The sequence below is a fragment of the Deltaproteobacteria bacterium HGW-Deltaproteobacteria-6 genome (assembly GCA_002840435.1).
Lineage (GTDB): Bacteria > Desulfobacterota > Syntrophia > Syntrophales > Smithellaceae > UBA8904.
In genome coordinates, this window is record PHAT01000005.1 from 1 (window position 1) to 24,246 (window position 24,246).

The window sequence follows — 24,246 nt, forward strand, 5'->3', positions numbered from 1 at the left end:
CAGCGCCATCAGCATGGTGTAAAGGGCAAAGGCGCCGACCACTTCCGCCGTGTACATCTTGTCATACTTCCGCTTTAAAGAAACCAGGATCAATCCGCCCACGATCAGGCATCCCAGTTGAAAATACGGGAAATTCGCCGCTCCCGCCGCCGCGTATTCCGCAAAACCGAATGTTGCTGTTAAAAGAACAACTGCCGCTGCCGCTACGATGGTTCCTAATGTCTTTTTCATGATCTGCTGCCTCCTGTGTTTGTTTAGGGTTTGCACCCGTTGTTTGTTTAGTTAAACTTCAATTTTAAAAAAGCGCCGCTTTTTTGGAATTTGTTAGTTTAACTTATCCCGCAAAGCGGAGGGCTGAAAGCCCGTGGTTGCCTTTATACTAATGAAAAGACCGTGCCATCTTTTAACGGCACACGAAAGATAATTGTAAATATCGGATACTCATCATTATTTAACGATTATCCCACTGGCTGCCCCACGCCATAAATCAGTTACTTCCATCTTTCTTTCAATGAAATGTTCAATCGGCTTGAACGAAATATGAAAAGCAATTTAATATTCATGATCTTCAATTTTCATTGACAAGCATCCGGCATCCGGCTTAAATACCCGACATAAATTAATGATTTTCTTTATGGACGCTTTCAGCCAAACAAATAAAAGACATGGCGATGACAACAGCATTAAAGGAAAATTGCCCGGACTCTTATCAGATTTCTTATAAATTAGAGGAATCGAATCTCCTGATTTTTCTGGCGGGAGAGTTCGGCCTTAAAAATCTGACCGTTTTCACAAACGATATGAGCTGTCAACTCTCCAGTCAATATTTGAAAAACATCACCATCGACTTCACACAAGTCTGTTATCTGGACAGCGCGGCGGCTCTGGCCTTTGTTCAAATTGAAAAGTGGGCAAACGGTAAAAACATTCAGTGCCGTCTGATCAACTTAAATGACGAATCGAGGGGAATTTTCAGTGTCATCCACAAAGTCGCGCTGACTGATCTGCCTTCGAAACCGGATAAACCGCCGGATCGTTCCGGATACTCATTGGTGGACCGGCGCAAATCATCTTCAAAACCGGATAAGACGCAAGACCGTTTGACATACAGATTGTTTGAAAGGCGGGGCGGGCCTTTACAATCGGCTAAACCATATGCCGCATTTATACGCCAGGTTGGTCAATCGTCCTTGGCTATTGCCGGTGAATTCAGAAATTTCGTTACATTTATCGGTGAATTGCTGGTTGCTCTTTTCTATACCTTCCGGCATCCTAAAACCTTGCGGGGGCAGGATGTCCTTTTTTATGTTCAGCGGGCAGGCGTGGACGGTCTGCCGATTGTGGCCATGATCGGCGCCCTGATGGGATTAATCATGGCCTTCATGTCTTATCTGCAGTTTAAACAATTCGGCGCGAACATTTATGTTCCCACCCTGGTCAGTTTTGCCATGATCAAAGAACTGGGACCTATCATGACGGCCATTCTGGTCGCGGGACGTTCCGGCTCCGCTTTTGCAGCGGAAATCGGCACCATGGTGGTTAATGAAGAAGTCGACGCGCTGCACACCATGGGCTTTGATCCGATTCGCTTTCTGGCTGTTCCCAAAGTTCTGGCGGCCGTCATTGTAGTGCCGATCCTGACCATATACGCCGACTTGTCGGGCATAATCGGCGGTATGATCATCGGCATCACCAGCCTGGACCTGACGTTAAAAACCTACATCAGCCAGTCGATCAAAACCATCCAGGCGTTCGATGTTGTCGCCAGTTTGATCAAGGCCGCCGTATTTGCGGGCCTCATTTCCGCCATCGGCTGCCAGCGGGGATTTCAGGTGCGGGCGGGAGCTCAGGATGTCGGTAAATTCACCACATCCGCCGTTGTCACGTCGATTTTTCTGATCGTGCTAACCGATTCCATTTTCGCCGTTATGCTGTACTACATTAAAAATTAATAAAGGAGTTCCCGTTTTGGAACCATCGGAACATCAACCCATCATCATTGTAAAGAACCTGACTCAGCGGTTTGGCAATAACACCGTTTTCGAAGATGTGAGCTTTGAGGTCTACAAGGGGGAAGTTCTGGTGATTGTGGGCGGCAGCGGTTGCGGCAAATCAACGTTGCTGAAAATCATGATCGGCCTGCAAAAACCTTATGCCGGGCAGGTTTTGTATCAGGGAATGGACATTACCCGGGCATCCGATGAGGACTTGAACGATTACCGGCAGAATATCGGTGTGCTCTTTCAATCCAGCGCCTTGTTCAGTTCGATGACGATTAAAGAAAACATCGCGTTGCCGCTTTCTGAATACACCGATCTTGATCCGGGAACTATTGACAATATTATCAAAATGAAACTGGGCATGGTCAACCTAGCCGGGTACGAAGATCATTATCCATCCGAACTTTCCGGCGGCATGAAAAAAAGAGCGGGCATCGCCCGCGCGATGGCGCTCGATCCGCGCGTGCTTTTTCTGGACGAACTGTCTGCGGGCCTTGACCCGATCACCGCGGTGGAACTCGACGACCTGATCATCAAAACCAATGAAGCCCTGAGGACAACCATGGTGATCGTCAGTCACGAATTGGAATCTATTTACAAAATTGCCCATCGGGTGTTAATGTTGGATAAGGAGGCCAGGGGAATGATTGCCGAAGGCAAACCTTTGGAATTGAAAGAATACTCTGCAGACCCGCGGGTGAAAAGCTTCTTTTTACGCCAACTGCCTGTAGATCATGATGAACAGAGGCTTTATGTCAGCTAAAAGCTCAAAATTTTTAATCGGTCTTTTTGTCATTGTCGGCTTATTGATCTGCGCGGGAATCATCATCTGGGTGGGCGCGGCAAAATTGTTTGTCAAGGGCTCTCTCTACACGGTATATTTTGATGAGTCCGTCCAGGGATTACAGGTGGATTCGGCCATTAAATACAGAGGTGTGGAAATCGGGAAGGTCCAGAGCATCGACGTGGCGCCGGACTACCGTCTGATTGAAGTCAATATGAAAATCGATCTGGAAGGCGATCTGCAAAACCAGACCATCGCCTCGCTGAAAACAGCGGGAATTACGGGAATCGTCTTCATTGAACTTGACCGGATCAAGGCCGGCGAATCAGCCAATTCGCCGAAACTTACCTTTCAACCGGATTATCCGGTTATTCCATCCCGCAAGTCGGAAATCAGCAAGTTTCTGGCGGACACCAGCGTGATCATGGAAAGCATCAAGGCTATCGATTTCAAGGGCATTTCCGATCAAACGAAAAACACCTCTCAAGCCATAGAAGGATTTGTGAAGGGCAAGCGGATCAACCATATCATGGCTAATCTGGAATCCACCTCCGCCAATCTGGACCATACCATTGCCGCAGTCAACAAAATGGTTTCCGAAGGCAAAGTGGATCGGGCCGTAACAGAATCACTGGGCATATTAGCTGATGCCCGCAAGCTGGTCGGACAGGCAAAAAGTGAAATCGACAGCCTGAAACTGCGTGAAAAGGCAGAACAAACTGATATTCTTCTTAAAGATGTCGCCAAAAAAACAAACACCATTACCGGCGATCTTCAGGACATCTCGGAAAATCTGCGGGTCACCTCGGAAAATCTGCAAAAGCTTTCCGAAAGCTTAAACAGAGATCCATCGGATCTGATTTTCACCAAACCGCCGCCGCCGCGAAAACCCATGGAATAGTGAAAGGAATCAAGCTATGAAAAATATTTTATTACAACCACGATTTTTCCGTAAACGGCGGCCGGGCTTTTGTTTCCTCATGTTGGCTGCTTTTCTCCTACTGATCGCCGGATGCGCCACAAGCAGCAAGCCGCAATATAATGTGGAAAACTACCTGTTGAATTATCCGGCCCCTTCCTGGACCAAACCCGAAAAGCTTGCCGCGTCCGTTAAACTGAACCGGTTTTCCATCGCCGCCGCCTATAATTCCACTCATATGTTTTTTCGCAGCGACGCTTACAGCATTGATTCCTTCAATTACTCCCGCTGGGCGGTCAACCCCGCCGACATGACCGGCGACAACCTTCTTCGCGACATGAGAGCAAGCGGCCAATTCCTCGCGGTCTTTTCCCGGCATGAAACAGATGAAAGCCGGTTTATCATTTCGGGCGGCATTGAAGAATTTTATCTGAGGACGGACAACGGCAATAACAAGGCGGTCATCGGCATCTCCATATCCATGCAGGACTCGCGGGAAAAAGAAACCGGCAAGAGGATGATGTTTCAGAAGAAATATTTCCGGGAAGAACCGCTGAAAGAGTCGTCGCCCAGGGGCTATTGCCAAGCTGCCAGCAGGGCCATGGAAATCATCTCCCGCGAGATCATCAGTGATATTTACGCGGCTGTTAAAAAAACCGTCCAATCAACACCGGGGTCTCCATGAAGGAAATTTCCATCCAAACCCATTCGCGCTTTGAAATGCTGGACATCACGGCGGCAATCCAAAAAGCGATCCGCGAAGAAAAAATCGAATCAGGCATTTGCCTGGTTTACGCGCCCCATACCACCGCGGCCGTGACCATCAATGAAAACGCCGACCCGGATGTGCCGCGTGATATCCTGGCGGCGCTGGACCACGCTGTCCCGCTTTCCGCAAACTACCGGCACTCGGAAGGAAACTCCGCCGCGCATGTCAAATCATCGCTGGTCGGCGCATCAGAGATGGTCATCATCGAAAACGGCCGTCTGGTTTTAGGCACGTGGCAATCGATCTTCTTCTGTGAATTCGACGGCCCGAGAACGAGGAAAGTGATTGTAAAGTTTTTACGTGACGCGTGAAGCGATGGTATTACTGATTTTTACCAAGTGCCTTTATCTCCGTACCCTTAGTGTATTGCAGGGTAATATAAACAAACCTTGAGTTATGCCTTCGGTCTTCAGCCTTCAGCCTTCAGCCTCTTTAAAAACCTCCATCATCTGCTCCTGAATCAGACCATTGCTGGCCAGAAGATCGGGTGATTTCAACCGCCACGGTCCGCCCCTCATATCGGAAATAGTACCGCCCGCTTCCGTAACCAGAAGACTGCCCGCGGCGGTATCCCACGGTTTGAGCTTCAATTCCCAGAATCCGTCAATCCGCCCGCAAGCCAGATAAGCCAGGTCGAGAGCCGCCGCACCCGGCCGCCGGATCGCCTGCGCCTTTACGGCCATTGCACTGAAAAAATTAAGGTTGTTGTCCGGGCTAACGCGGATGTCATAAGGAAAACCGGTAGCCAGAAGGCTGCGCGACAGATCATTGACAATGGAGACCCGCAGTTTTTTGCCATTGAGATAAGCGCCACAAGCCCGCGAGGCCGCAAACAATTCATCTCTGACCGGATCGTAAATAACACCAAGCACCACAGCGCCTTCCTTCTCCAAAGCAATGGAAACGCAAAAAAAAGGGAATCCATGTGCGTAATTGGTCGTCCCGTCCAGCGGATCAATAATCCAGCGCATTTTTGCCTGCTCATTTTTTACGGCCGATTCCTCGGATAAAATTCCATGATCGGGGTATAGGCGGCTGATTTCCGTAAGAATCAGCTCTTCTGACATTTTATCAGCTTCCGTCACCAGATCGATCGTTCCTTTGTAATGGACCTGATGCTGCTCAGTTAATTTCGAGGCGAGCAATTTTCCTGCCTCACGCGCCATTTTTTGGGCAAAGTCCATGAACTCCGTCATGAAATGCAAACTCCCTGTCAATATTTATTTCAGGGGTTAAACCATAAAGCAGGCCAAAAAGTAAGCATAATCTTAGAAGTTGCGCTGTATAAAAAATAGTGCTAAACAAAACAAAAATAATGATTATTTGTGATAGGTTAATGACGACAGAACAAAATGCTGATTCCTTAATAATTGATTTAAAAGCAGCTCGCGAAAAATCAGGGTTGACCCTGAAAGAGTTATTTGAGCGTACAAGAATCAGTGTGGTCAATCTTGAAGCCATCGAAAATGGCGATTATCATTTACTGCCTGTCCCGATATACACGCGAAACTTCATTAAAACTTATGCCGATGCTCTAGGCGTGGATGGAAAATCCGTTTTGCGGCGCTACGAAGAGTATCTGCAAGCGCTGCAAGTAAGGGAAAGAGAAGAGATCATTGAACAACCCCATGACGCGCCTCTGATCGTCATTCTTGCACGGTACAAAGCCTATCTGTGGGTTGTATGCATCGTCATTGTCGTTGCCGCCATATCCTTTTTTGTAAGCATTTATAATAAGCCGTCTCTGGAAGCGCCTCTAAAAAGCGAAACTGCCCCCAAAGCCGTGATTACCGAATCACCGGCCCAGGACAAAACGCTGCCGGATAATCTTCCCATCGACGTCAATCTGCCCAGGCCCGAAAATTTAATCACGGCAAGCCAGACAAGCGACGGGCAAACACAACCGGCGCCGAAGGGAACGGAAGTGCAGAAATCCGACGCTCCGGCGCCCGCGGCCGCGCCCAAAAACAGCAAAGCCAAAACAGCGGCACTCTCGGAGGATGAAGAATCGTCCGTCCTCGTTGTTCACGCCACGGAAAAAACATGGCTGCGGATTCAGGCCGACAACCAGGAATCTTTTCAGGTTTTACTGAACCCCGGAGAAACCATATCACGCAAAGCGGCTCGTTTTAACATGGATATCGGTAATGCCGCCGGAGTCAGGATACAGATTGATGGAAAAACCATAGAAAATTTAGGCAAGACGGGACAGGTCATCCACCTGCGCTTACCATAAAACATTTAAGATGAAAGAGGTAATATTATGTTTGGAATAGGAATACCGGAACTATTGATTATATTGGTTATCATCCTCATTATTTTCGGCGTCGGAAAACTTCCCGAAATCGGTTCGGCATTGGGTAAAGGAATAAAAAATTTCAAGAAATCCGTTTCCGATAATCCCGACACTACCGGCACTCCGGTGAAAAAGGAAGAAGACAAGTAATCCCTGTTTTTATTAATAGTTTTCGATAAAGATTAATAACTTCAGGAGAGAATCTATCGCCAAGACCGGCACCGGCCATTGTTTTCTGCCGACCTGACAGAACAACCCGAATGTTCAAAAAGCAAACAAGAAAAAAGCCCGGCAGAATCAAAGCTGCCGGGCTTTTGCATGTAAAACCATTCAGGCAGTCGCTAGAACGGTTATGTTTACCTATAAATTGTATACATCCAGTAATAGCCTTGAATTTGTTCATAATTGCCTAAAATAAATCATGACCAATTTGTTTTTTTGTAAACTTCTGCATTTAAAAATGCTTTCTCAAGCAATTTTTGTTTACACTTTTTTTAAAAAAGCTTATTTTATTGACAACAGGATGTTGTGGCTTTTGAACAATACTTCTTAAATTTAAGAAGACAAAAAAATATCACATCACTGTGATTTTCGCTTCGGCACGTTTCCAAGAATAATATGGCTGAGAGAGGAAGTCGTGACCTCAGAGCAACTGCGCACAGCTATCGCGCTCGGCAGGGAGCAGCGGAATACTGAATTCAAGGGCCCTGGAGCGCGGAGCGACAAACCGTTTCTGGCAAAGGTCGTCCGCGCCGTGCTGGCCATGGCAAACCGGTCTGATGGTGGTGTTGTCGTTATTGGTGTGGATGATGACGGGGAATCTCTAACTCCTACCGGCCTCACACAGACCCAAGTGGCAACCTGGCGGTATGATGACCTGCAGTCAAGTGTCACGAACTATGCAGACCCAGCAGTTGACATGGACGTGAACGTCGTAAGTCTGGATGGCCACGAATTTATCGCGATCACCGTCTCGGGGTTCTCCGAGCTTCCGATCCTGTGCAAGAAGGACTATTCGGGCATACTCCGAAACGGGGCGCTCTATGTACGCCGCTATGGTAAGAATGAAAGCGTGGAGATTCCTTCTCACATTGAGATGCGGGAAGTCATCGAGCGCGCCGCCGAGCTTGTTGCGCGTAAGATGGTCAGGACTGCGACTCGCCTTCAGCCGTACCTCGAACCCTCGGCGTCAGGTAGCGCACGTCAGAAATTCGATAGGGAAGTTGAGGATCTGCTGTGAGCGTCGCCGACATGGTCAAGACTCGTGGCTACTGGGTTGTACGCATTATACCGGAGGAGTATCCCGAAAAGACTCCGTTTACACTGCAGGTGCTTGAAGCGGCTGTCAAAAACAGCTCCGTCGCCATCCGCGGATGGGATTTTCCGCACATCGATACCCATAAATCGCCAATCCGAGCGCCCAATCACATCGAACAGCCATTTGATTGGCAACACTACTTGGAACTCTGGCGGGCATACCGAAGTGGCCAGTTTGTGTCACTGTGCGGCCTGTGGAATGACTGGCGAGATAAGTCCACGTTCTGGCCACCCGACTGTACGTGGAAGAGTGGAACTCTGCTCGGTGTAGAAGACACCGTGTTTCGTGCCGTTGAGATCTATGAATTCGCGGCACGCTGGTCAACGGCTCTAGGGCTCACAGGAAGACTTACCATCGATATGAAGCTGCAAGGGCTCACCGACCGAGCCCTCGGCCTAGGGCCGAACCGTGTTCCATTTATGCATCCCCACGTCTGCTCCGTTCAGGAATGGACATTCTCGGAGTCATACTCCGCAACCGCCCTACTCGCTGAAACGAGGTCTCTCGCAGTGCCACCGGTGATCTCCCTATTTGAGCTCTTTGGATGGGATGTCAGCAAGGAGAGCATCCGTGGCATTCAAGCAGACTTCCGGAAGTGATCCGGCGGCGCGCTCACGTCTCAACGCTAAACGGCAAGGTGTTACTAGATCACGATCCGTAATGCCCACTTTTGATAACCTACCGTCATCAACGCTTTGTAAGTGACTTCAACTTCCGTTCAAATTTCATTTTTTTATCGCACCCGTGCAATTTCAAATACAAATGGAGAATTTAGGTGATCTGAGCGGATTAATGATAACGGGTTGAAACGTGCATATGTTTAAGTCCGGTATTTTCAGGATAACGAGGTATTTGTGTCTTCCTGAAATCGATAACCCTATTGATCTTATTGACATACTGGACTTCAATCGAAAATGATGATAAGTGTCACACCAATTAGAAAAGCAACTACACGTTTCACCATGTCTGACGGGCTTACCGGGATGAAGGGCTACGCCGTTGGCAAATCGGTCCACTGGAGTGCCGAACCATGTCCAATAATCCTTTCGTTGTTGATCGCATATGGATTCCGAGAGGCGCTAAGATTGAATTCAGCCACGATTTCTTCGAGTCAGAAGAGGTCGCCGCTGGTGTTACACCACAAACTTACCTCAGAGGTCTCAATCCTGATATTCCGTGCATAGTTCTACTAGGTCCTCCCGGTATTGGCAAGTCAACAGAATTCGATCGAGCTGTTCAGAATGCCACTTCAATCAATTGTTCTATTGCACAAACACCGCTTCGCGGCATATCAACGTTTGATGACTTGCGCACAATTGCCCAGTCCTTATTAGACACAACAAAAGGCCGGACGCTGTGGTTTCTCGACGGGCTTGATGAAAGTCCAGTTTCAATGCCGGTTGCGCAGCAGTGGCTGTTACAGACATTCACTTGGGCACAAGAACGATCGCCTGGCACCTTGCTGCCACGAATGAGTGTCAGAACGGCAGACTGGTCTTCCCAATTTGAAGATCAATTGCGTGAGTTGTGGAGCCGGGAAGGCGTCGAAGTCTTCGAACTGACGCCATTCACGGAATCGCAGGTACAGGCTTACGTCACTGCCACGACGCCCAGCGCGGACAGGTTCTGGGAGGCTGTCCAGGAAAGCGGTGCCACTCCTTTCGCAAGCCGTCCTATCACGCTACGAATGTTGCTGGCCGGCTTCCTACAGCAAGGTTCCTTAGCGCAAGACAAGATTTCCTTATATCGCAGAGGAATCCTTGCCCTCCTCGATGAATCAAATCTCGCACGACGCAAACTCGGTATTTATGGCGAGTTGGACGCCGACATGCGATTTGCCCTCTCGTGTCGTATAGCCGCCGCATCCGTGCTCTCGACAAAAACCCTAATTTGGGACGGCCTATATTGCGACCCGATTCCGGCCAACGCTGTCACGGTTTCTGAACTATCAGGCGGAGTCGAGCAAACACTTGGCGAGAAAGTCAATGCAAGCTCGAAGCACATTCGAGAAACACTGAAAACCGCGCTATTTCGGCCGGTCTCTGAGGACACGTTCGACTGGAGCCATAAATCATTCGCCGAATTCCTTGCAGCGCAATACATTCGCGCTGGCAAACTTACAACCGCCGAACAGCTTGCGCTCATACGCTCTGGCCTCCCGGGCAATGATCGGATCGTTCCACAACTAAGGGAAGTAGCTGCATGGCTATGCGCCTCCAATCACGACCTTTTCCGTATATTGGTCGAAACTGAACCGGATACACTCCTTTCGAGCGACATTGCCTTAGAATCAGATATGGATCGCTTCGCTCTCGTTGCGCATTTGATCGAGAGACTCGACAGAGGTGACGCTTACGACAAATCTGAGTGGCGGGACTACTATTCTCGCCTCGACCACCCCAGATTGGCTGAACAGATCGGCTCCGTTATCACAGCGCGTTCCGGAAATATCATTTTACGACGAACCGTCATTGACATCGCGGAAGCTTGCCTTAGAAGAGATCTATTACCGCAACTGCGTCGGGTCGCGTTTGATGAATCCGATAACGCCCACATTAGAGCTCGAGCCACTCATGCATTAGCAAAAATCTTGAGTGATCAGGAGCGGCACGAGCTTGTTCCGCTGGCAATGAATCCGCAAAATGATCCTGATGATGAAATCAAAGGCTGGGCGCTTCAAAGCACTTGGCCGAAACATCTTTCAGCACACGAGTTGTTTGAGGCGCTTACTAAACCCCAAAATGAGTCGTTAATAGGCAGTTACGCATTCTTTCTATATCACCTCGATTTCGGCCAGCTGAACCCAGAGGGCGCACTGGCAGCGCTCCAGTGGATAGAAGGCCAGGACCTCAAGAAGAACATATACCACTCGTTTAGGAAGCTTATTCCAAAAGCCCTAAGTGAGGTGTGGCGAAACAGCGATGATGATAGTGTTTTAGCGCGCTTGGCAGGATTTATATTGAGCAACGAGCACACTCGATCATTACTTCGCCATGAGACCGAACTTAAAAGATTTCAAGATGAGTATCTAACAGCAGAGCCAAAGCGTCGTCAAAGACTAGTGAAAGAGGTTTTAGCTCGCGCGCCCCAAAACTGGAGTGGCGCGCGAGTGCTCACTTTTTTGCCTTGGCAAATGGTTGTTAGGTCGGATCTAACTTGGCTCGTAGACGACTTGCTACAGATAACTGGTGATGAGGATAAGCAAAAACATGTCATCGAACTAATCGTCGCGTTAATCGACTGGCAACATTTCAATGAAATTGAATTCGTATGGGATGCTTCCGAGAAGCACCAAGGCCTAAAAGAAGCACTCAGTGCGATTTCGGCAATCTCTCTTGATTCCGACTACGCGAAATTGCAACAGGAAGATAGTAAGCGAAGCAGGGAACGAGCGAAAGCCAAACCCGAACGCGACGCAAAGACAGTCGCCCGAGAATTGCTCAACCAGGTCGAGGGGGGTGACCTTGATGCGTTTTGGCGTTTAAACCTTGTCCTTCTCAAAAATGAGAATGGTCAGGTCGATGAGTTCACCGGCGTGCTAACCTCTGGAGCTATTTGGCCGACGTTGGAGGCCGGTGAAAAGCAGCGGGTGGTTGCAGCGGCAATCTCTTATCTCAATTCTTATCCGCTAACGCAAAACTATTTTGCCCCAAACACCCATTATAGACCTGCGGCAGCAGGGTATCGCGCTTTACGCTTACTACTCTCCGAAAACATTGACGCCTATAGTGCAATCGCAGCCGACACCTGGGCGAAATGGGCTTTACCGATCATCAGTCTTTCGTCCAACGACAGCAACAGTGAGCGCAAAAACCAGCAGCGGATCGCTCAAGATTGCTGCAAGCATGCACCGGCGGCGTTCCTCTCGGCACTCTCGGCTTATTTAAAAAACTCCAGCGATTTTTATCAAGTTACCAACTTAATTGAAGACTGGCCGAACACATCGGTTTTCGATATCGTTTGGTCCGCGCTCAAGACGGCCAAAGTCGATAAGAGTATTTTCGAAAGGGTTTTATCGCAGCTTCTGCCAAATTATCTCCCGGCGCTCGAAGCGGCAAAAGCTGCGCTTGAAGGCTTGAGTCCTGACTCGGACGAGTTAGCTATAACCGCCGCCGCCGAGCTGCTCAGAACGAACCCTCGCGAACATTGGGGTCGGCTGCGCGAAATAGTCTCGGCCCAGCCAGATATTGCCCGTAAGCTTATAACTGCTTTTGGCTCTGACTGGAGAAGAGATCGAGATGGAAGTGAAGAGGCTCTCCCGACGCCCATGCAGCAAGGCGAAATGTACGTATGGATCGAACACTTATTCACGCGCACACCGAAGGAGAAAGGTGCGCATTGGGTAACACCCATCGACGAGGTCTTCAATTTTCAGAGTGCTTGCTTGCGTGTGCTTACAGCATCCAGCACGAATGAGTCCGTTAAAGCCATAGCCTGGATTACTGAACAACTACCGAGCGTCGGCTGGTTGAAATGGAGCCTTGAAGACACAAAGGAAAATCAGCGGCGACTCGGGTGGGCGCCGCTGGCTCCTAAGGCCGTTCTGGAACGAATACGACGCGAAACGATTGAGGCGCAACCGAGCAGTGATAAAGAAAAGCTTTTTGAGAAGGCGGAGGATGTCAGTCCCGAGGGCACGGCGCCGATTTTAAACGTCGTCAGTTCCTTGCCGTCGGTTGTGCCAATGCCTGAGCCAAAGGGACCTAGTCCGCAGCAACCCGAACCACTGCTCACTTTCCTCGTGGTAAACGATGAATGGTTCTCCGGCCATGGTGGAGTTTCTACGTTCAATCGTCACTTGTGCATCGCTCTCGCAAAGTTGGGTCACCGAGTCGTTTGCTTTATCCCGGAAGCAAAGGACATCGAAATTGACCAAGCGAAGAAATATGGCGTCGAAATTGTTGCCGCGTTGAAATCACCTGGACTGACTGTTCCTCAGCTTCTCGCCATTGGGCCAAATGGAAACTTATCGCCGCCTCCTGATGTCGTCATCGGCCATGATCAAGTAACGGGCTCGGAGGCACTCGCACTTGCGCGGAGGCGGTTCAATTGTCCTTACTTGCACTTCATCCATTCGTCACCTGAAGAGCTTGAGCCCGTGAAGAGCATGGCTGGAAGTGTCGATTACCTGAAAGCCAGTAAGAAGAGGGAGCTTCAAAAATCCGTATCGTTATCATCAGATGTGGTACTTGCTGTAGGCCCATGTTTGTACCGCCACATGAGGACCGCCTTAGTTGGTGGGAATGGCGCAGCAAACGTTATTGAGGTCATACCGGGGCTAAACCCCGATCTTTTGACATTTTCGCGTCCGCAAGACGACGGATTTCAGTTGCACTGCCTACTTTCAGGACGGCTCGACGAAATAGGGGTTAAAGGAACTGAGCTATTCGTAAAGATTGCTGGCTCATTCCAAATGCAATCTACGATTAAGGGCGTTCGTTTCATAATGCGAGGGTTCTCCGCAGAAACTATGAATTCCACTGTCGAGGAGCTACAAAAGCAGTGCGGCGCGAAGCCTTACAACATCTTCGCTAGAGAATTTACGACGGACGAGAAAGCCCTTCTGGACGAACTTAAATCTGCGACAGCGTTTCTCATGCCTTCAAAAGTTGAAGGTTTTGGTCTTACAGGTCTCGATGCCATTTCAGCCGGTATACCTATGATAGCGAGCGCAGCCAGTGGCCTGGCGCAATTGCTGGCGAGACATGCAAAAAACTTCTCGGGAGACCTTGAACGCATCGCAATGGATGCGGTCTTGGATGTCGAACCGGATGGCGATGATGTGCTTGATAAATGGTTTGATCGACTAAAGACAATTCTGACTAACCCAGAAAAAGCGCTTATTGAGGCTGATGATCTTCGTAAGGCCCTCGCACCGAAGGTGTCATGGACCCTCGCGGCACAAACCGTAACCGCGGCTGCGCGAAATGCATTGAAGGCACCGGGTGGCGTATTAGGCGCGTGACCGCTTTTGGTGAAACCAGCCATTAGCGATCATGCCCTTAAGGCACACACGCCAACCAACGGCGGCCCTAAGAACGGCGTTGGCGCGCATCAAGCAAGACGTCCCTTTTAACCTTAATCCGCAGAATTGATGAATGAATCCGGCTGAGTTGTTGTAGGTGGATCAGCGTTCTGACAAATTTCTTTTCTTAATTGCGCCAGCACAACTTCAAATACAAGTATTAACCTTCGTTAATAAGCTTATTTTATTGATAACGGGATGTAAGGCGCAGATTTTTTAAAGTGCGTCTCTGGAAAGGCGCTGGCCTGATGTCTTCCTGAAGTAGTTATTATTGAGTCTTTCCCGGATATTCAACAGTTCAAATGGAAAGAGGTAAGGTGACCGGAAAAAAATAAGTCCGGTTTTATCCGGCCTTTTGAATGTCCTGTATTGGGCGTTACGTTCACTAACAAATGTTTAATGGCGTGCAGTTGTCGGGATTGATGATTACGGATGGGAAGAGAGCACTTTCAAATCAATCGGCCTACATAAAAGCCACGAAGAACGATTGATTGCAGAGCTAGGCCCACTTGGAAGATAACCCATGGATCGTCGCAGAGAGAAAACGCAACAACTCAAGCAAGAGTTGAATATCAAAGGACTTAGCTTTCCCCTCAAAGATGTACCTCCAATTCTGAAAGTCGCCATCATATGCCTGCAACGCCTCGATCAATGTCTTTGGTTTGTTCCGATATTGTTCTTGGGCGAAACAGTTCTCCAGTCCATTTTTAATGTTTGCGTCTAGGGCGCAAAAAAGCTTTGAAGGCATATGGCCGGTCTCCAGCGGCACCTCTCGAACACGACCAAAAGCGGTAAGACCGGGCATGATTTCGGTAGGTTCCTCACAACTAAACTTAATGTTTAAAGACTTGAGGAATATTTCAAGGGCAAACGTGGCATTTACAATGGTTGGGACCGACATCCGTGAGTCTGAGAATTTATTCAAGGCTTGAGCTGCTTCATAAAAAGAGTCCGCAATGTTGAGAACGCCAAGATTAGGTATTTGCCGCATCATATGCAATTGTCCTTTGTGAGTGGGCTGCTGAAGGAAGGCCGGAGCGGCCTTCCTTTTTTTTATTTTCGTATTTCTTGAATATTTTCTTTCACGGGAATCCTCTCAAATAACATGGGGATGTCTTTAATTCTTCTTTAAAGTTCTGTCTCTTGACTTTGAGGCGTGCGATGTAGTCCGACATTAAATGCGACGTATACCTTATACCCTTTCTTCAATTGTTTAATTTTCCTCTAGATCAAGTGTTAGTTTTTCTAGAAAATTCTTAAAAGGATTCCTGCTATGTTCCTTTTGTTCTTACTGTTTTTTTAGGCGTTCCTTTTCTTCTTGCTGTCTTTTATAACGTTCCCAGTTTTCATCTGCTATTTTTTTACTTTGAATTTCTTTTTTTTGTTTTTCTATTCGTTGAATTTCATCTTGCTGTTTTCTCAATTCATCTTGCTGTTTCCTCATAAGTTCTTTTTTTTCTTGCTCTTTTCTTATCCGTTCTTTTTCTTCTTGTTGTCTTTGATGTTCACTTTTTGCTTGTTCCCTTATTACTTCCTCGATTTTTTCTTTTGAGCAGACTTTTTTTAGTAAAATCATCTCCGCTGACCTATCTTTTACGTTCGTAGGTACAATATTCGTATCAATCGTGTTTTCATATGGATTATATTCGGCTTTATAGAAAATATTTCTTACTATTTTATTAGTTTTCTTAGAACAGTTTATTTCATTCAATAATAACCATTTTACTTTGCCAAAGTTAATTTCCTGTTTACTCCAAACTTGTATAACATTGGAATCGAGCATCTTTATATGTTTATTATCGTAAGAGTATTTACCACTATCATCCCTTTCATAAGCAATCCATTCTCGTCCAAGATTCGCTTCTTCTTTGAGTAATCTTTCTTCTTCTTTAGCTATTCTTTCTTTTTCTTTAACTATTCTTTCTTCTTCTTTTTCAATTACCTTTTTCCGTATTTCTTCATCTCGTTTTTCTTCCTGACATAGTTTCACTACGATTTCTTTGCGAATATAGTAATCATTTGTAACCCATTCACCCCATTTATTCTTTATTTGATTAGCCTCACGATCAATATAGAAACGTTTGTTTGGATTGCTATCACATGAATACGTTACTCTTAGCATCACCGGTCTGTTAGTAATACAAACACCAGATGAACATGTAATGTACGGCGTACCTATTCTTATAATATCATTGCTCTGATTTTGGAAACTAAGACCATTTAAGGGAAAGACGAAACTTATGGTCATTACAAATATAAAAAAAAATTTAATAGACTGGTTATTTCTTTTCATTCTCATTGTATTCATTTCATTTTCCCTTTCGGAGCCAGGGCAACGGCGTTATGAATAGAGCTACTTTGTGGACTCGGATTTTCACTGTAATTACCAAAGTTTTTCCGGATAGTCCAGCAAGATCATGGTAAGAAATAGCATTGGGAAAATGTATGGTAACTTCTAAGGAACCATTTTTAAAGATTTCTTCCCGTAATTCTTGGCGGATTTACATGCTTGCCACCGAACATTTGTAAGTGGATCAGAGTTCTGACGAATTTCTTTTTTCTTATTGCGCCTGCACAACTTCAAATACAAGTATTCACCTTCGTTAATAAGATTATTTTATTGATAACTGGTTGTAAGACGCAGATTTTTTAAAGTGCGTCTCTGGAAAGGCGCTGGCCTGATGTCTTCCTGAAGTCAATAAGGGAGGTCCGACTTCCTTCTTAGTTTATTCACAAATTGACAATCTTGACGAAAATTCTTGAAATAAACACAATTCAAGACCGCCAAGCACACCGGTACGAAAACTCACATTTTGCAGCCAATTTTCCATTGACATATGAGATCGTCCGGTCCTATATGTCTTAAACAAGACATGCATTTTCAAATGTAGCATAGGTGCTGCCTAGAAAATGCTTTATTTTATGTATCACTAGAGCAAAATATACCTAGGTACTTTCAATGGACAGACATCATTGAACACAATGCTTTGGTTCAATGATTGAAAAATCATATTAAAATATAAAATGGCGAAGACTTTAATGAAATAACAGAAGATAATCATATAGAACCTCTACTTATAAACGCAACGCTGGTTGAAAAAAGGAAGAAGGTGCATATGGAACCTGTCAAGTCGCATGGCCTGTCTCTAATTTCCCCACATGAGGCAAACAACGCTCAAAATACAGAGCTTATGGATCTGACTAAGATTGCTTCTACTTTGCCACAAATTGAGAATCCAAGCATCCGGCGAGAAAACATTATCTCTACGCTTGCAGAAATGCTTAGCGCTGATACTGAGGTGATTATTGTTGATGGTCCCGATGGCATTGGTAAGACAACGTTACTTGCCCAGTTTGCTCGTGAATATCCTGATCACACTTTTAGCATTTTCATACGTTCGTGCAGTCGTTATGCTTACGACTCGGGAATGCTTATGCGAGACCTTTGCGACCAGATTGGCTGGGTTCTCAAGAAGGAGAATTATCGTGCTGAGAAGGAAGTTGATCCTACCCAGTTATTAAATACACGTCTCTATGATCTACAGCGGCACGCGAACTATGAACGCTCAACGTATTACTTTCTAATTGACGGATTGGAAGAGATTCCTCAAGAGGATTGCCATGAGCGCGACATGATCCTTAAACTTTTGCCGTTCGGAATCCCGCGTTTCCGTTTCATCCTATCTGGTCCACAGGAGTCTCTGAATAATCTTACAAACAAAATCCGCAGAATTAGTCCTTTCAGATTAGTTGGGTTCAATTTTGAGGAAACCCGTCAATTCTTGAACGATTTTGTAACAGAACGTTCAACATTAGAAGTGATTCACAAGATCTGTAAAATGGTGCCAGGAAATCTAGCGAGTGTCCGTCGTTTGCTGAAGGCAGGTACAGCCATAGAGCAATTGCTGGATGAATTTCCTGATCATCCGCCAGATTGGTTTGAGGTTGAATGGCGGGTGGTAGAGAACGAAGATTATTTGCTACGCCAGGCACTTGCCATCCTTGCTTTTGATCGACGTTATCATTCAATAGCCTCACTTTCTCATCTCTGTAAAACAGAACCTGCGGAGCTGGATAAAAAATTAACCCGCTGTACTTTTGTTGAACGGAGAAACAATGGACAGCAGGTCGAGTTCGTTCATGATGTGTTTAAGCGTTTCGCTGCAAACCGTTTGTCCTCACTGAGACGAACTATCTTCGATATAGTTATCTCGGACTTATTGAACACGCCGGAAAGTGATGATGCCTTGACACACTTGCCCGGTTTTCTACAACAGGCAGGACGCTATGACGAGTTGCTGAATTATCTGTCTCCGGAGCATATTGGCAATTTAATTGATTGCGGGGATTCTTGGATACCACTTCATCAGAAAGCCGAGCTTGGTGTAGAGACTGCCTTTAGCCTGGACCGCGACGGCGACTTACTAAGGTTTGGCCTTCAGCGAGCTACGATTGCGAGCATCGAGAGTTCTGAGTCGTGGCGTTCTGAGATCGAAGCATATGTTGCACTTGATGATTTTTCAGCAGCATATGCGTTAGTACAGCGAATGGTTACGAAAGAGGATCGTCTTCAATTACTATCAGTAATTGCCAGAGCAAAGAAAATCAAGAAATTGCCGATTGAGATAGAGTTGAATGACCAGATAGAGCAACTCTACCGCATGATTGACTGCGGAAGTCTAGGTGATCGCGGTATCGAAATTGCTTCAGACTTGCTTTATACACACCCAGAATTGGCTGTTGAACTTGTTCAAAAGTGCACTAATAAGGGGAATACTGAGGACAATATTGATCTTGCATTGGGTATGCTTTCTTTCAGGGCGTTTGTGGAAAAAGGTAGTGGTATGTCTGGAATGGCATCAACTCAAGATGCCCTCCGCGCGAAGGTGAAAGATCCAAAGATTCAAAAGTTTATTAATACGATATCAATCTTATTTGGTGAATACAGTGCTGAAGGCGTAATAGCCGATGTCGATAAGTGGGAGAAGGCCGCCGACCGTATTTTTGTATTAAGGACATGGGCGGTCACCAACGTAAAACGACAAGATTCTGTAACAGTTATAGAATATGCGCTGAACACCATACTTCAAACAACAACGTACACTGCTAATGCCAAAGTCTACCAAGAACTGGCTTTGCCATTAATATATATTTCTGACCTTGAACGAGTGAAAGCGATCATTGGCAGGCTCGACGGATTGAAAGGCCTCATTCAATCGGCCGGTCCAACGGTGGAATATGTTAAACTTCAGGGTACGTTGGCAGAGGCCGAGGCACGTTATGACAAACATACTGCCATTGATCGTCTACTAGATTTATTCGTCTACGTAGATGCTCTGACAGAGCCTAGCACAAAACTAGTTGCATTTGCTGTTTTATCCCGAACTTTAAAGATAATCGACGAGCACAAACTGCTCGAGGTGGAAAGCGGTATACATGCCGCTGTGCTTGACGGGTTAAAGGCCATTGTTGAAGAAATTTTAACGAAGACAGCAGATCATTATAAAGCTATCCGTCCAGCAATTGAGGCGTTGACACGTAGCGATACAAAAATTGCCTTGGAAGTTATTGACAGATTAAACACATTGCCACGAAGGGAGGCCGCGCTTGTCAGATTTATGAAAGCGATGGCAACTGAGTCTCCTTCTAACGCAAACTTTGCTGCCCTAAAGGAAGCTTATGGCAAGATCAAGACTTCTCTCCTACGGACAAAAGCAACCCGTGTAACAATACGCGGATTGCTAAGTCGAAAGAATGAATTGGACTCATTTATTCATGAGATCATCTCACTGCATAAATGGGTTACGGATATTCCGGATGCCGAGAAGAAGTGCCAGACAATATGCATGTTTTTTGATATTCTCTTCTATAATAAGAATGCTACTGATTCATTACGGGATACACTCCTAAAAGAACTTAGTGATACTTGGGACAAGATTGACGAGGGTTGGTCTAAGGTAGAATCTGGTTTCAAGATTGTCTCTATAATGGCGAAGTTTTCTCAAGAAATAAGCCGTAATTTTCTGGCCAATACTATGAAGGCGCGAAATGATATTATTTTGGATTCAAATAACATGGCAATTAGTTACATTAGCTGCGTCCAGCTTACTATTCGCTGTTTTGGAGGCTTGATTAAGCGTAAAGTTTATATTGACGAAGACTTTGCAGATCTTCAGGTAATCATAGATAACATACCATCTCTCGCTATTCGCGCGGTTGTTTGGAGTGACATTGCGTTAAAGTTTTTCGTCGCGCATGACATGGAACATGGGCAAAAAATCGTATCAGAGCGGGTTCGCCCCATCTTTGATTTTGACGTGCTTGAAAATGAAGAGATTCGCTGGCGGACTGTCACCACTGTTGCAGTGGCACTATACAACGCACACCATAGTTCAGCAATACAATTAATTGACAACCTACCCATGCCTTACCGGGACGCTGCTTATGGAGATATCTGTTCATTTCTTATTGAGAACAAATTACCTTCCGAGCGTTATGATTCAGCAAGTAAACCTATATTTAAGGTCAATTATTTAACCTTTATAGATGTTTATGAAGTTCTGCAACACATGGAGGCGGACGATGTAATATACTGGTACTTAAAGTCTTTAGTTGATAACATCCAAAAACGTTTGCGGAGTGAATTCAGTAAAACTCAGATTTCCGAGATTATGCAAAAACTTCGAAATCTCGTCGACGTGAAGTTTCAAAATCCCGACTACATTAAACACGAGGGTTATAAAATTCTGGCCGAGGCCCAAATCGCACGATTGGAACGCGACAAGAATCCATGGGAGGCTTTATCGTCGAGGGCGAGATTAATTCCCAATATAGCGGACAGTGCTCTTGTCCTGATGGGCATCGGTGAGGCAATGTCAGCGAAAGAACTGATTAAAGCCATTGCTTTGTTTACGGAGGCAAAAGCTTTAATCTCCCAAATATCTACTTTTGAGGATCGCTGTAATCACTATGAAACACTAGCCAAATTATGTGCGGACATTGATAAGCCTCTAAGCAAAGATTGCCTAAGGGAAGCATGGAACGAGACATTGCCAATGGATGCAACAGAACTTCCAGAAACTCGACGCCGTATTATTGATTTTGCTCACAGAATAGACCCAGAATTCGCAAGTAGTTTAGCATCAGAAACCGATGATGATCCTGGACGGGAGTTTGCACGGGAACAGACCAAGCAGCGCATTGAACTTCTTAAACGGCGTGAGCAGGTTGTTTCAGGTGAACACGATGCCTTGAAACCAGAAGAAAATAGTGCACAGCATATAGAATTTGCAAAGATGATGTTGGCTGGGCTTAACTCAAATCGGATCAATCCTTTTCATATTGACTTTACAAGACAGTATATTAAACAAGCTAGTCAAATGGAACTGTCCGGCGCTTTTGAGGTGCTCTCTTGGGTAATTGAAAATGCTGTCCGCCGATATTCAGATACTGATCAGGCAAGTACTTTGATACGACCTCTCTACGAAGCTTCACGCCTGTCGGCTGAACTTGCCTTCAGGATCGCGGCTCGTGTAAGGTCAAACATTGATTCAGGAATTTCAGCAGCGCGTCATACAGAAGCATCGGGTAATAATCTGATCCACTATGGAGAACGGGAAAAGGCATTGGCTATTCTCGAAGCTTTTGCATCCAAAGCAACTAATTTTATCAAGATCACCGATCCTTACTTCGGCCTCGAAGAATTGGAGTTGGTTAAATTGATTCGCGGAGTAAATTTAGCTGTTCCAATCTTCATCCTTACAAGCCGGAAACATCAACAGGATACCCGTATCCAGCAAGCATGGGATGATACATATCAATCGTATTGGCGTATGACTGTTTCCGATTCCGACCCCGGTGAGGTGACTATTATTATGATTGGCAAAGTTCCGACAGGTCAACACCCAATTCATGATCGATGGTGGTTGTCTGAAAATGGCGGACTCCGAATAGGTACTTCCGTTAAATCCCTAGGCTTCAAGCGCATATCCGAGGTTTCTCCCATTTCAGGGACTGATTCGGCACTGCTTGTTACTGAGGTAAATCAATACATCAACGGTAGCGGAAACCTTAAACATAACGGTGACCTTTTGAGACTCTCATCCTTCAGGCTATGATTGATAAATTTGGCTCAAATAAGATGGATACTCAATTTGTAACGTCTTGACTTTTCAATGTCGTTTGTTAGGTAGGTGAATGATGTAAATAAGACCGATACGGAAAAAAACATCGATGATGACTTTTTCCGTAATGTTCTTCCTGAAAGAGAGAATACTATTTTCTCAAATCATAATCATCAACTTTTATAAATGCTAACCATCAAACAGTGGTAGGTGGACACGATAGCCAGTGCAGGTTATTTTCTTAAGTAGTACCGGTTGAACTCTGCGACAAAAAAACATCAACCTCGCTTGTTCACTTCAATAAATAATGGATAATCTCTCAGGACAATCAAAGGCGTTTACTCATAGGTGAATGCGGCAATTTTGCTACAAGGAGCAAAGACTCAATTTGGACTTGATACATATTTCCGGGTAAGGCCAGTTGGATTATGCTATATGATTAATATGAATAAAGACGATCTTAATTATGAAAGGCTGTTACAGAGAGCCATCGATGTTTTTGGTGACGAAGAAAAAGCAAAGCAATGGTTTTCTTCTCCCCAAAAAGCACTTGGCGGAAAAACGCCCCTTGAATATTCAGAAAGTGATGTTGGAGCGCAGGAGGTCGAAGATCTTCTAGGCCGTATAGAATGGGGAGTATATTCATGATCATTTTCGGCGCGCCGAAATCGGGGAGTGTTGCTTATGAACCGGTGGATGATTTCCACCAGTTCCCCTTTGAAAGTTAAACATCCTGCCGCTTTTACAACCGTGTTTGCCGGCACAGGATAATTTTCAGACTGCACCTGCGCGTTTCTCAATGACGGCCATTATCTTTTCAATGATTCCGAAGCTTCCGTGCGCTTTTTTGAAATCGTCCATCAGGACTTGCGCGGCCGGAATGATGTCGCCGGACATTTCCTTCAATGTTTTTAAAACAAGACTTGATTTGATAGCGACGGCTTCACCCAGTTTCTCCCAGTGTTTCTGCCGTATCCAGGACGGCCTGTTCTCGCCGCCTATCCTCATTGCCGACTTCTCAGCCAAATCCGGATAGACCTGTGTGCAGATCAGATCGTAAAAGGGCGCGAGGCGCGGGCCTCGGTCAGTAAATATCATGGCCAGATTCTTGGCGTGTGCATCGGCGTTGCCAATCAGGAAGTTGAAAATCGCCCATTGCAACAGGGCCATACGGTCGGCGGCGGGGCGTATGCGATGGCTTCAAGCAATAGTTCATCTTGTGAAACCTTTCCTTTTTTCCCCATTTATTTCTCCTTCATTGCGCTTTTTATGCAATCTGAATTTTGAACTTGCAGATTGCATAAAACTACATAATCACATATGATATTGAATACTTACAAGTATGCTGCGTTTGAAACGTTAAGAACGCCGACTTTTAGGGGTGGATAATGAACCTGGAATCCTCACCTTGAAAAAAGCCCCTAGGCTCGGACATACCCTGAATAAGTTGGGTAAGCGTACTGCCAGGGGCGCTATAAACCATCAAGATACGATACCGTGCTCGATTCGTACAAGTTCCGTCAAGACCAAATCAATACCGATATCGGTTTTCATCATTTCCATGGGTGTCTTGCCGCCAAGGGCTATGACTTCCGAGTTAAGCCATTCTGTGCAGGCATTGGGATCTTCAAAAACTTCTTCGCATCTTTTCATCACATGAGTAATATCCATGTTAAATCCTCTTGCTGCATTAATTTTCTGTATTATAGCAAAAACTGAGATTACTTCAAACTAAATTAGCTTGTGTTTAAATAATCGGCGCCGAAGGAATAATCTCATTTTACCATTGCATCAGCTGCATGGTTTTGGGTCACAAACATCGCCAATACCATCTTTGTTGCAGTCTCTATACACCGTTTTACATTGGCCTAATGGGATTAAAAGTATTGCAGGCAGTTTTTTTCGCATGTAACACTGTGGCTGTCTCAATCAGTAGCTTTTATTTTACCCGTGTAGACGTTGGGGCTGAAAGATAGAGGCATACAAGTATTCCAGTTAGTAAGGACGCTCAC

18 protein-coding genes are annotated in these 24,246 nt (G+C 45.9%); 12 read left to right on the plus strand and 6 right to left on the minus strand.

The features are described from left to right. The coding region (locus tag CVU71_10255) for a hypothetical protein (GenBank protein ID PKN17905.1) at window positions 1–231 on the minus strand (231 nt) is incomplete at its 3' end. Between the two features lie 569 nt (window positions 232–800). On the opposite strand from CVU71_10255, the gene CVU71_10260 reads away from it, so the two are divergent. Genes CVU71_10260 through CVU71_10280 form a run of 5 tightly spaced genes read left to right on the plus strand, consistent with a single transcriptional unit; the run spans window position 801 to window position 4,783 of the window. Next, the gene (locus tag CVU71_10260) at window positions 801–1,952 is read left to right on the plus strand and encodes a hypothetical protein (GenBank protein PKN18684.1); all 1,152 of its coding nucleotides are present in this window, start codon (window positions 801–803) and stop codon (window positions 1,950–1,952) included. Then, a complete protein-coding gene (locus CVU71_10265) occupies window positions 1,948–2,763 on the plus strand; it encodes a polyamine ABC transporter ATP-binding protein (GenBank protein PKN17906.1) in 816 nt (271 codons plus the stop codon). The genes CVU71_10260 and CVU71_10265 overlap by 5 nt, the downstream gene beginning before the upstream one ends. After that, on the plus strand, window positions 2,735–3,685 hold the full coding sequence (locus CVU71_10270; GenBank protein PKN17907.1) for a hypothetical protein: 951 nt from the start codon (window positions 2,735–2,737) through the stop codon (window positions 3,683–3,685). The genes CVU71_10265 and CVU71_10270 overlap by 29 nt, the downstream gene beginning before the upstream one ends. Before the next feature lie 16 nt (window positions 3,686–3,701). Further along, window positions 3,702–4,388 (plus strand): hypothetical protein, encoded by a 687-nt coding sequence (locus CVU71_10275; protein ID PKN17908.1) that lies wholly within the window; start codon window positions 3,702–3,704, stop codon window positions 4,386–4,388. Further along, window positions 4,385–4,783, plus strand: a complete 399-nt coding sequence (locus tag CVU71_10280) for a hypothetical protein (GenBank protein PKN17909.1) — start codon at window positions 4,385–4,387, stop codon at window positions 4,781–4,783. The genes CVU71_10275 and CVU71_10280 overlap by 4 nt, the downstream gene beginning before the upstream one ends. Window positions 4,784–4,888: 105 nt before the next feature. Here CVU71_10280 and CVU71_10285 read toward each other — a convergent pair whose 3' ends face one another. Beyond that, complete coding sequence (locus CVU71_10285) at window positions 4,889–5,668, minus strand: inositol monophosphatase (protein PKN17910.1); 780 nt, start codon at window positions 5,666–5,668, stop codon at window positions 4,889–4,891. Window positions 5,669–5,787: 119 nt separating this feature from the next. Between CVU71_10285 and CVU71_10290 the strand changes: the two genes are divergently transcribed. The 5 genes from CVU71_10290 (at window position 5,788) to CVU71_10310 (ending at window position 14,051) form a co-directional block, all read left to right on the plus strand. Beyond that, window positions 5,788–6,708 carry a hypothetical protein gene (locus tag CVU71_10290; protein ID PKN17911.1) on the plus strand — a complete coding sequence of 307 codons (921 nt, stop codon included), beginning with the start codon at window positions 5,788–5,790 and terminating at the stop codon, window positions 6,706–6,708. A 27-nt stretch (window positions 6,709–6,735) separates the two neighbouring features. Beyond that, window positions 6,736–6,918, plus strand: coding sequence for a twin-arginine translocase TatA/TatE family subunit (locus tag CVU71_10295; protein ID PKN17912.1), 183 nt, complete (start codon window positions 6,736–6,738; stop codon window positions 6,916–6,918). A gap of 421 nt (window positions 6,919–7,339) precedes the next feature. After that, window positions 7,340–8,008, plus strand: coding sequence for a hypothetical protein (locus tag CVU71_10300; GenBank protein ID PKN17913.1), 669 nt, complete (start codon window positions 7,340–7,342; stop codon window positions 8,006–8,008). Next, a complete protein-coding gene (locus CVU71_10305) occupies window positions 8,005–8,685 on the plus strand; it encodes a hypothetical protein (GenBank protein ID PKN17914.1) in 681 nt (226 codons plus the stop codon). Before CVU71_10300 ends, CVU71_10305 begins: the two co-directional genes overlap by 4 nt. 431 nt (window positions 8,686–9,116) lie before the next feature. Continuing rightward, window positions 9,117–14,051, plus strand: coding sequence for a hypothetical protein (locus CVU71_10310; GenBank protein ID PKN17915.1), 4,935 nt, complete (start codon window positions 9,117–9,119; stop codon window positions 14,049–14,051). 559 nt (window positions 14,052–14,610) lie between these two features. On the opposite strand, the gene CVU71_10315 is transcribed toward CVU71_10310, so the two are convergent. Together CVU71_10315 and CVU71_10320 are read right to left on the minus strand one after the other, a co-directional pair. After that, window positions 14,611–15,105 carry a hypothetical protein gene (locus CVU71_10315; protein ID PKN17916.1) on the minus strand — a complete coding sequence of 165 codons (495 nt, stop codon included), beginning with the start codon at window positions 15,103–15,105 and terminating at the stop codon, window positions 14,611–14,613. A gap of 294 nt (window positions 15,106–15,399) precedes the next feature. Then, window positions 15,400–16,419 (minus strand): hypothetical protein, encoded by a 1,020-nt coding sequence (locus CVU71_10320; protein PKN17917.1) that lies wholly within the window; start codon window positions 16,417–16,419, stop codon window positions 15,400–15,402. An 808-nt stretch (window positions 16,420–17,227) separates the two neighbouring features. Here CVU71_10320 and CVU71_10325 point away from each other — a divergent pair. Together CVU71_10325 and CVU71_10330 are read left to right on the plus strand one after the other, a co-directional pair. Then, complete coding sequence (locus CVU71_10325; protein ID PKN17918.1) at window positions 17,228–22,228, plus strand: hypothetical protein; 5,001 nt, start codon at window positions 17,228–17,230, stop codon at window positions 22,226–22,228. A gap of 354 nt (window positions 22,229–22,582) precedes the next feature. Next, complete coding sequence (locus CVU71_10330) at window positions 22,583–22,882, plus strand: hypothetical protein (protein ID PKN17919.1); 300 nt, start codon at window positions 22,583–22,585, stop codon at window positions 22,880–22,882. Window positions 22,883–23,008: 126 nt separating this feature from the next. On the opposite strand, the gene CVU71_10335 is transcribed toward CVU71_10330, so the two are convergent. Together CVU71_10335 and CVU71_10340 are read right to left on the minus strand one after the other, a co-directional pair. After that, window positions 23,009–23,404: a hypothetical protein gene (locus CVU71_10335; protein PKN17920.1), complete on the minus strand. Its 396-nt coding sequence runs from the start codon at window positions 23,402–23,404 to the stop codon at window positions 23,009–23,011. Between the two features lie 312 nt (window positions 23,405–23,716). Beyond that, the gene (locus CVU71_10340) at window positions 23,717–23,905 is read right to left on the minus strand and encodes a hypothetical protein (protein ID PKN17921.1); all 189 of its coding nucleotides are present in this window, start codon (window positions 23,903–23,905) and stop codon (window positions 23,717–23,719) included. Window positions 23,906–24,246 lie beyond the last annotated feature (341 nt).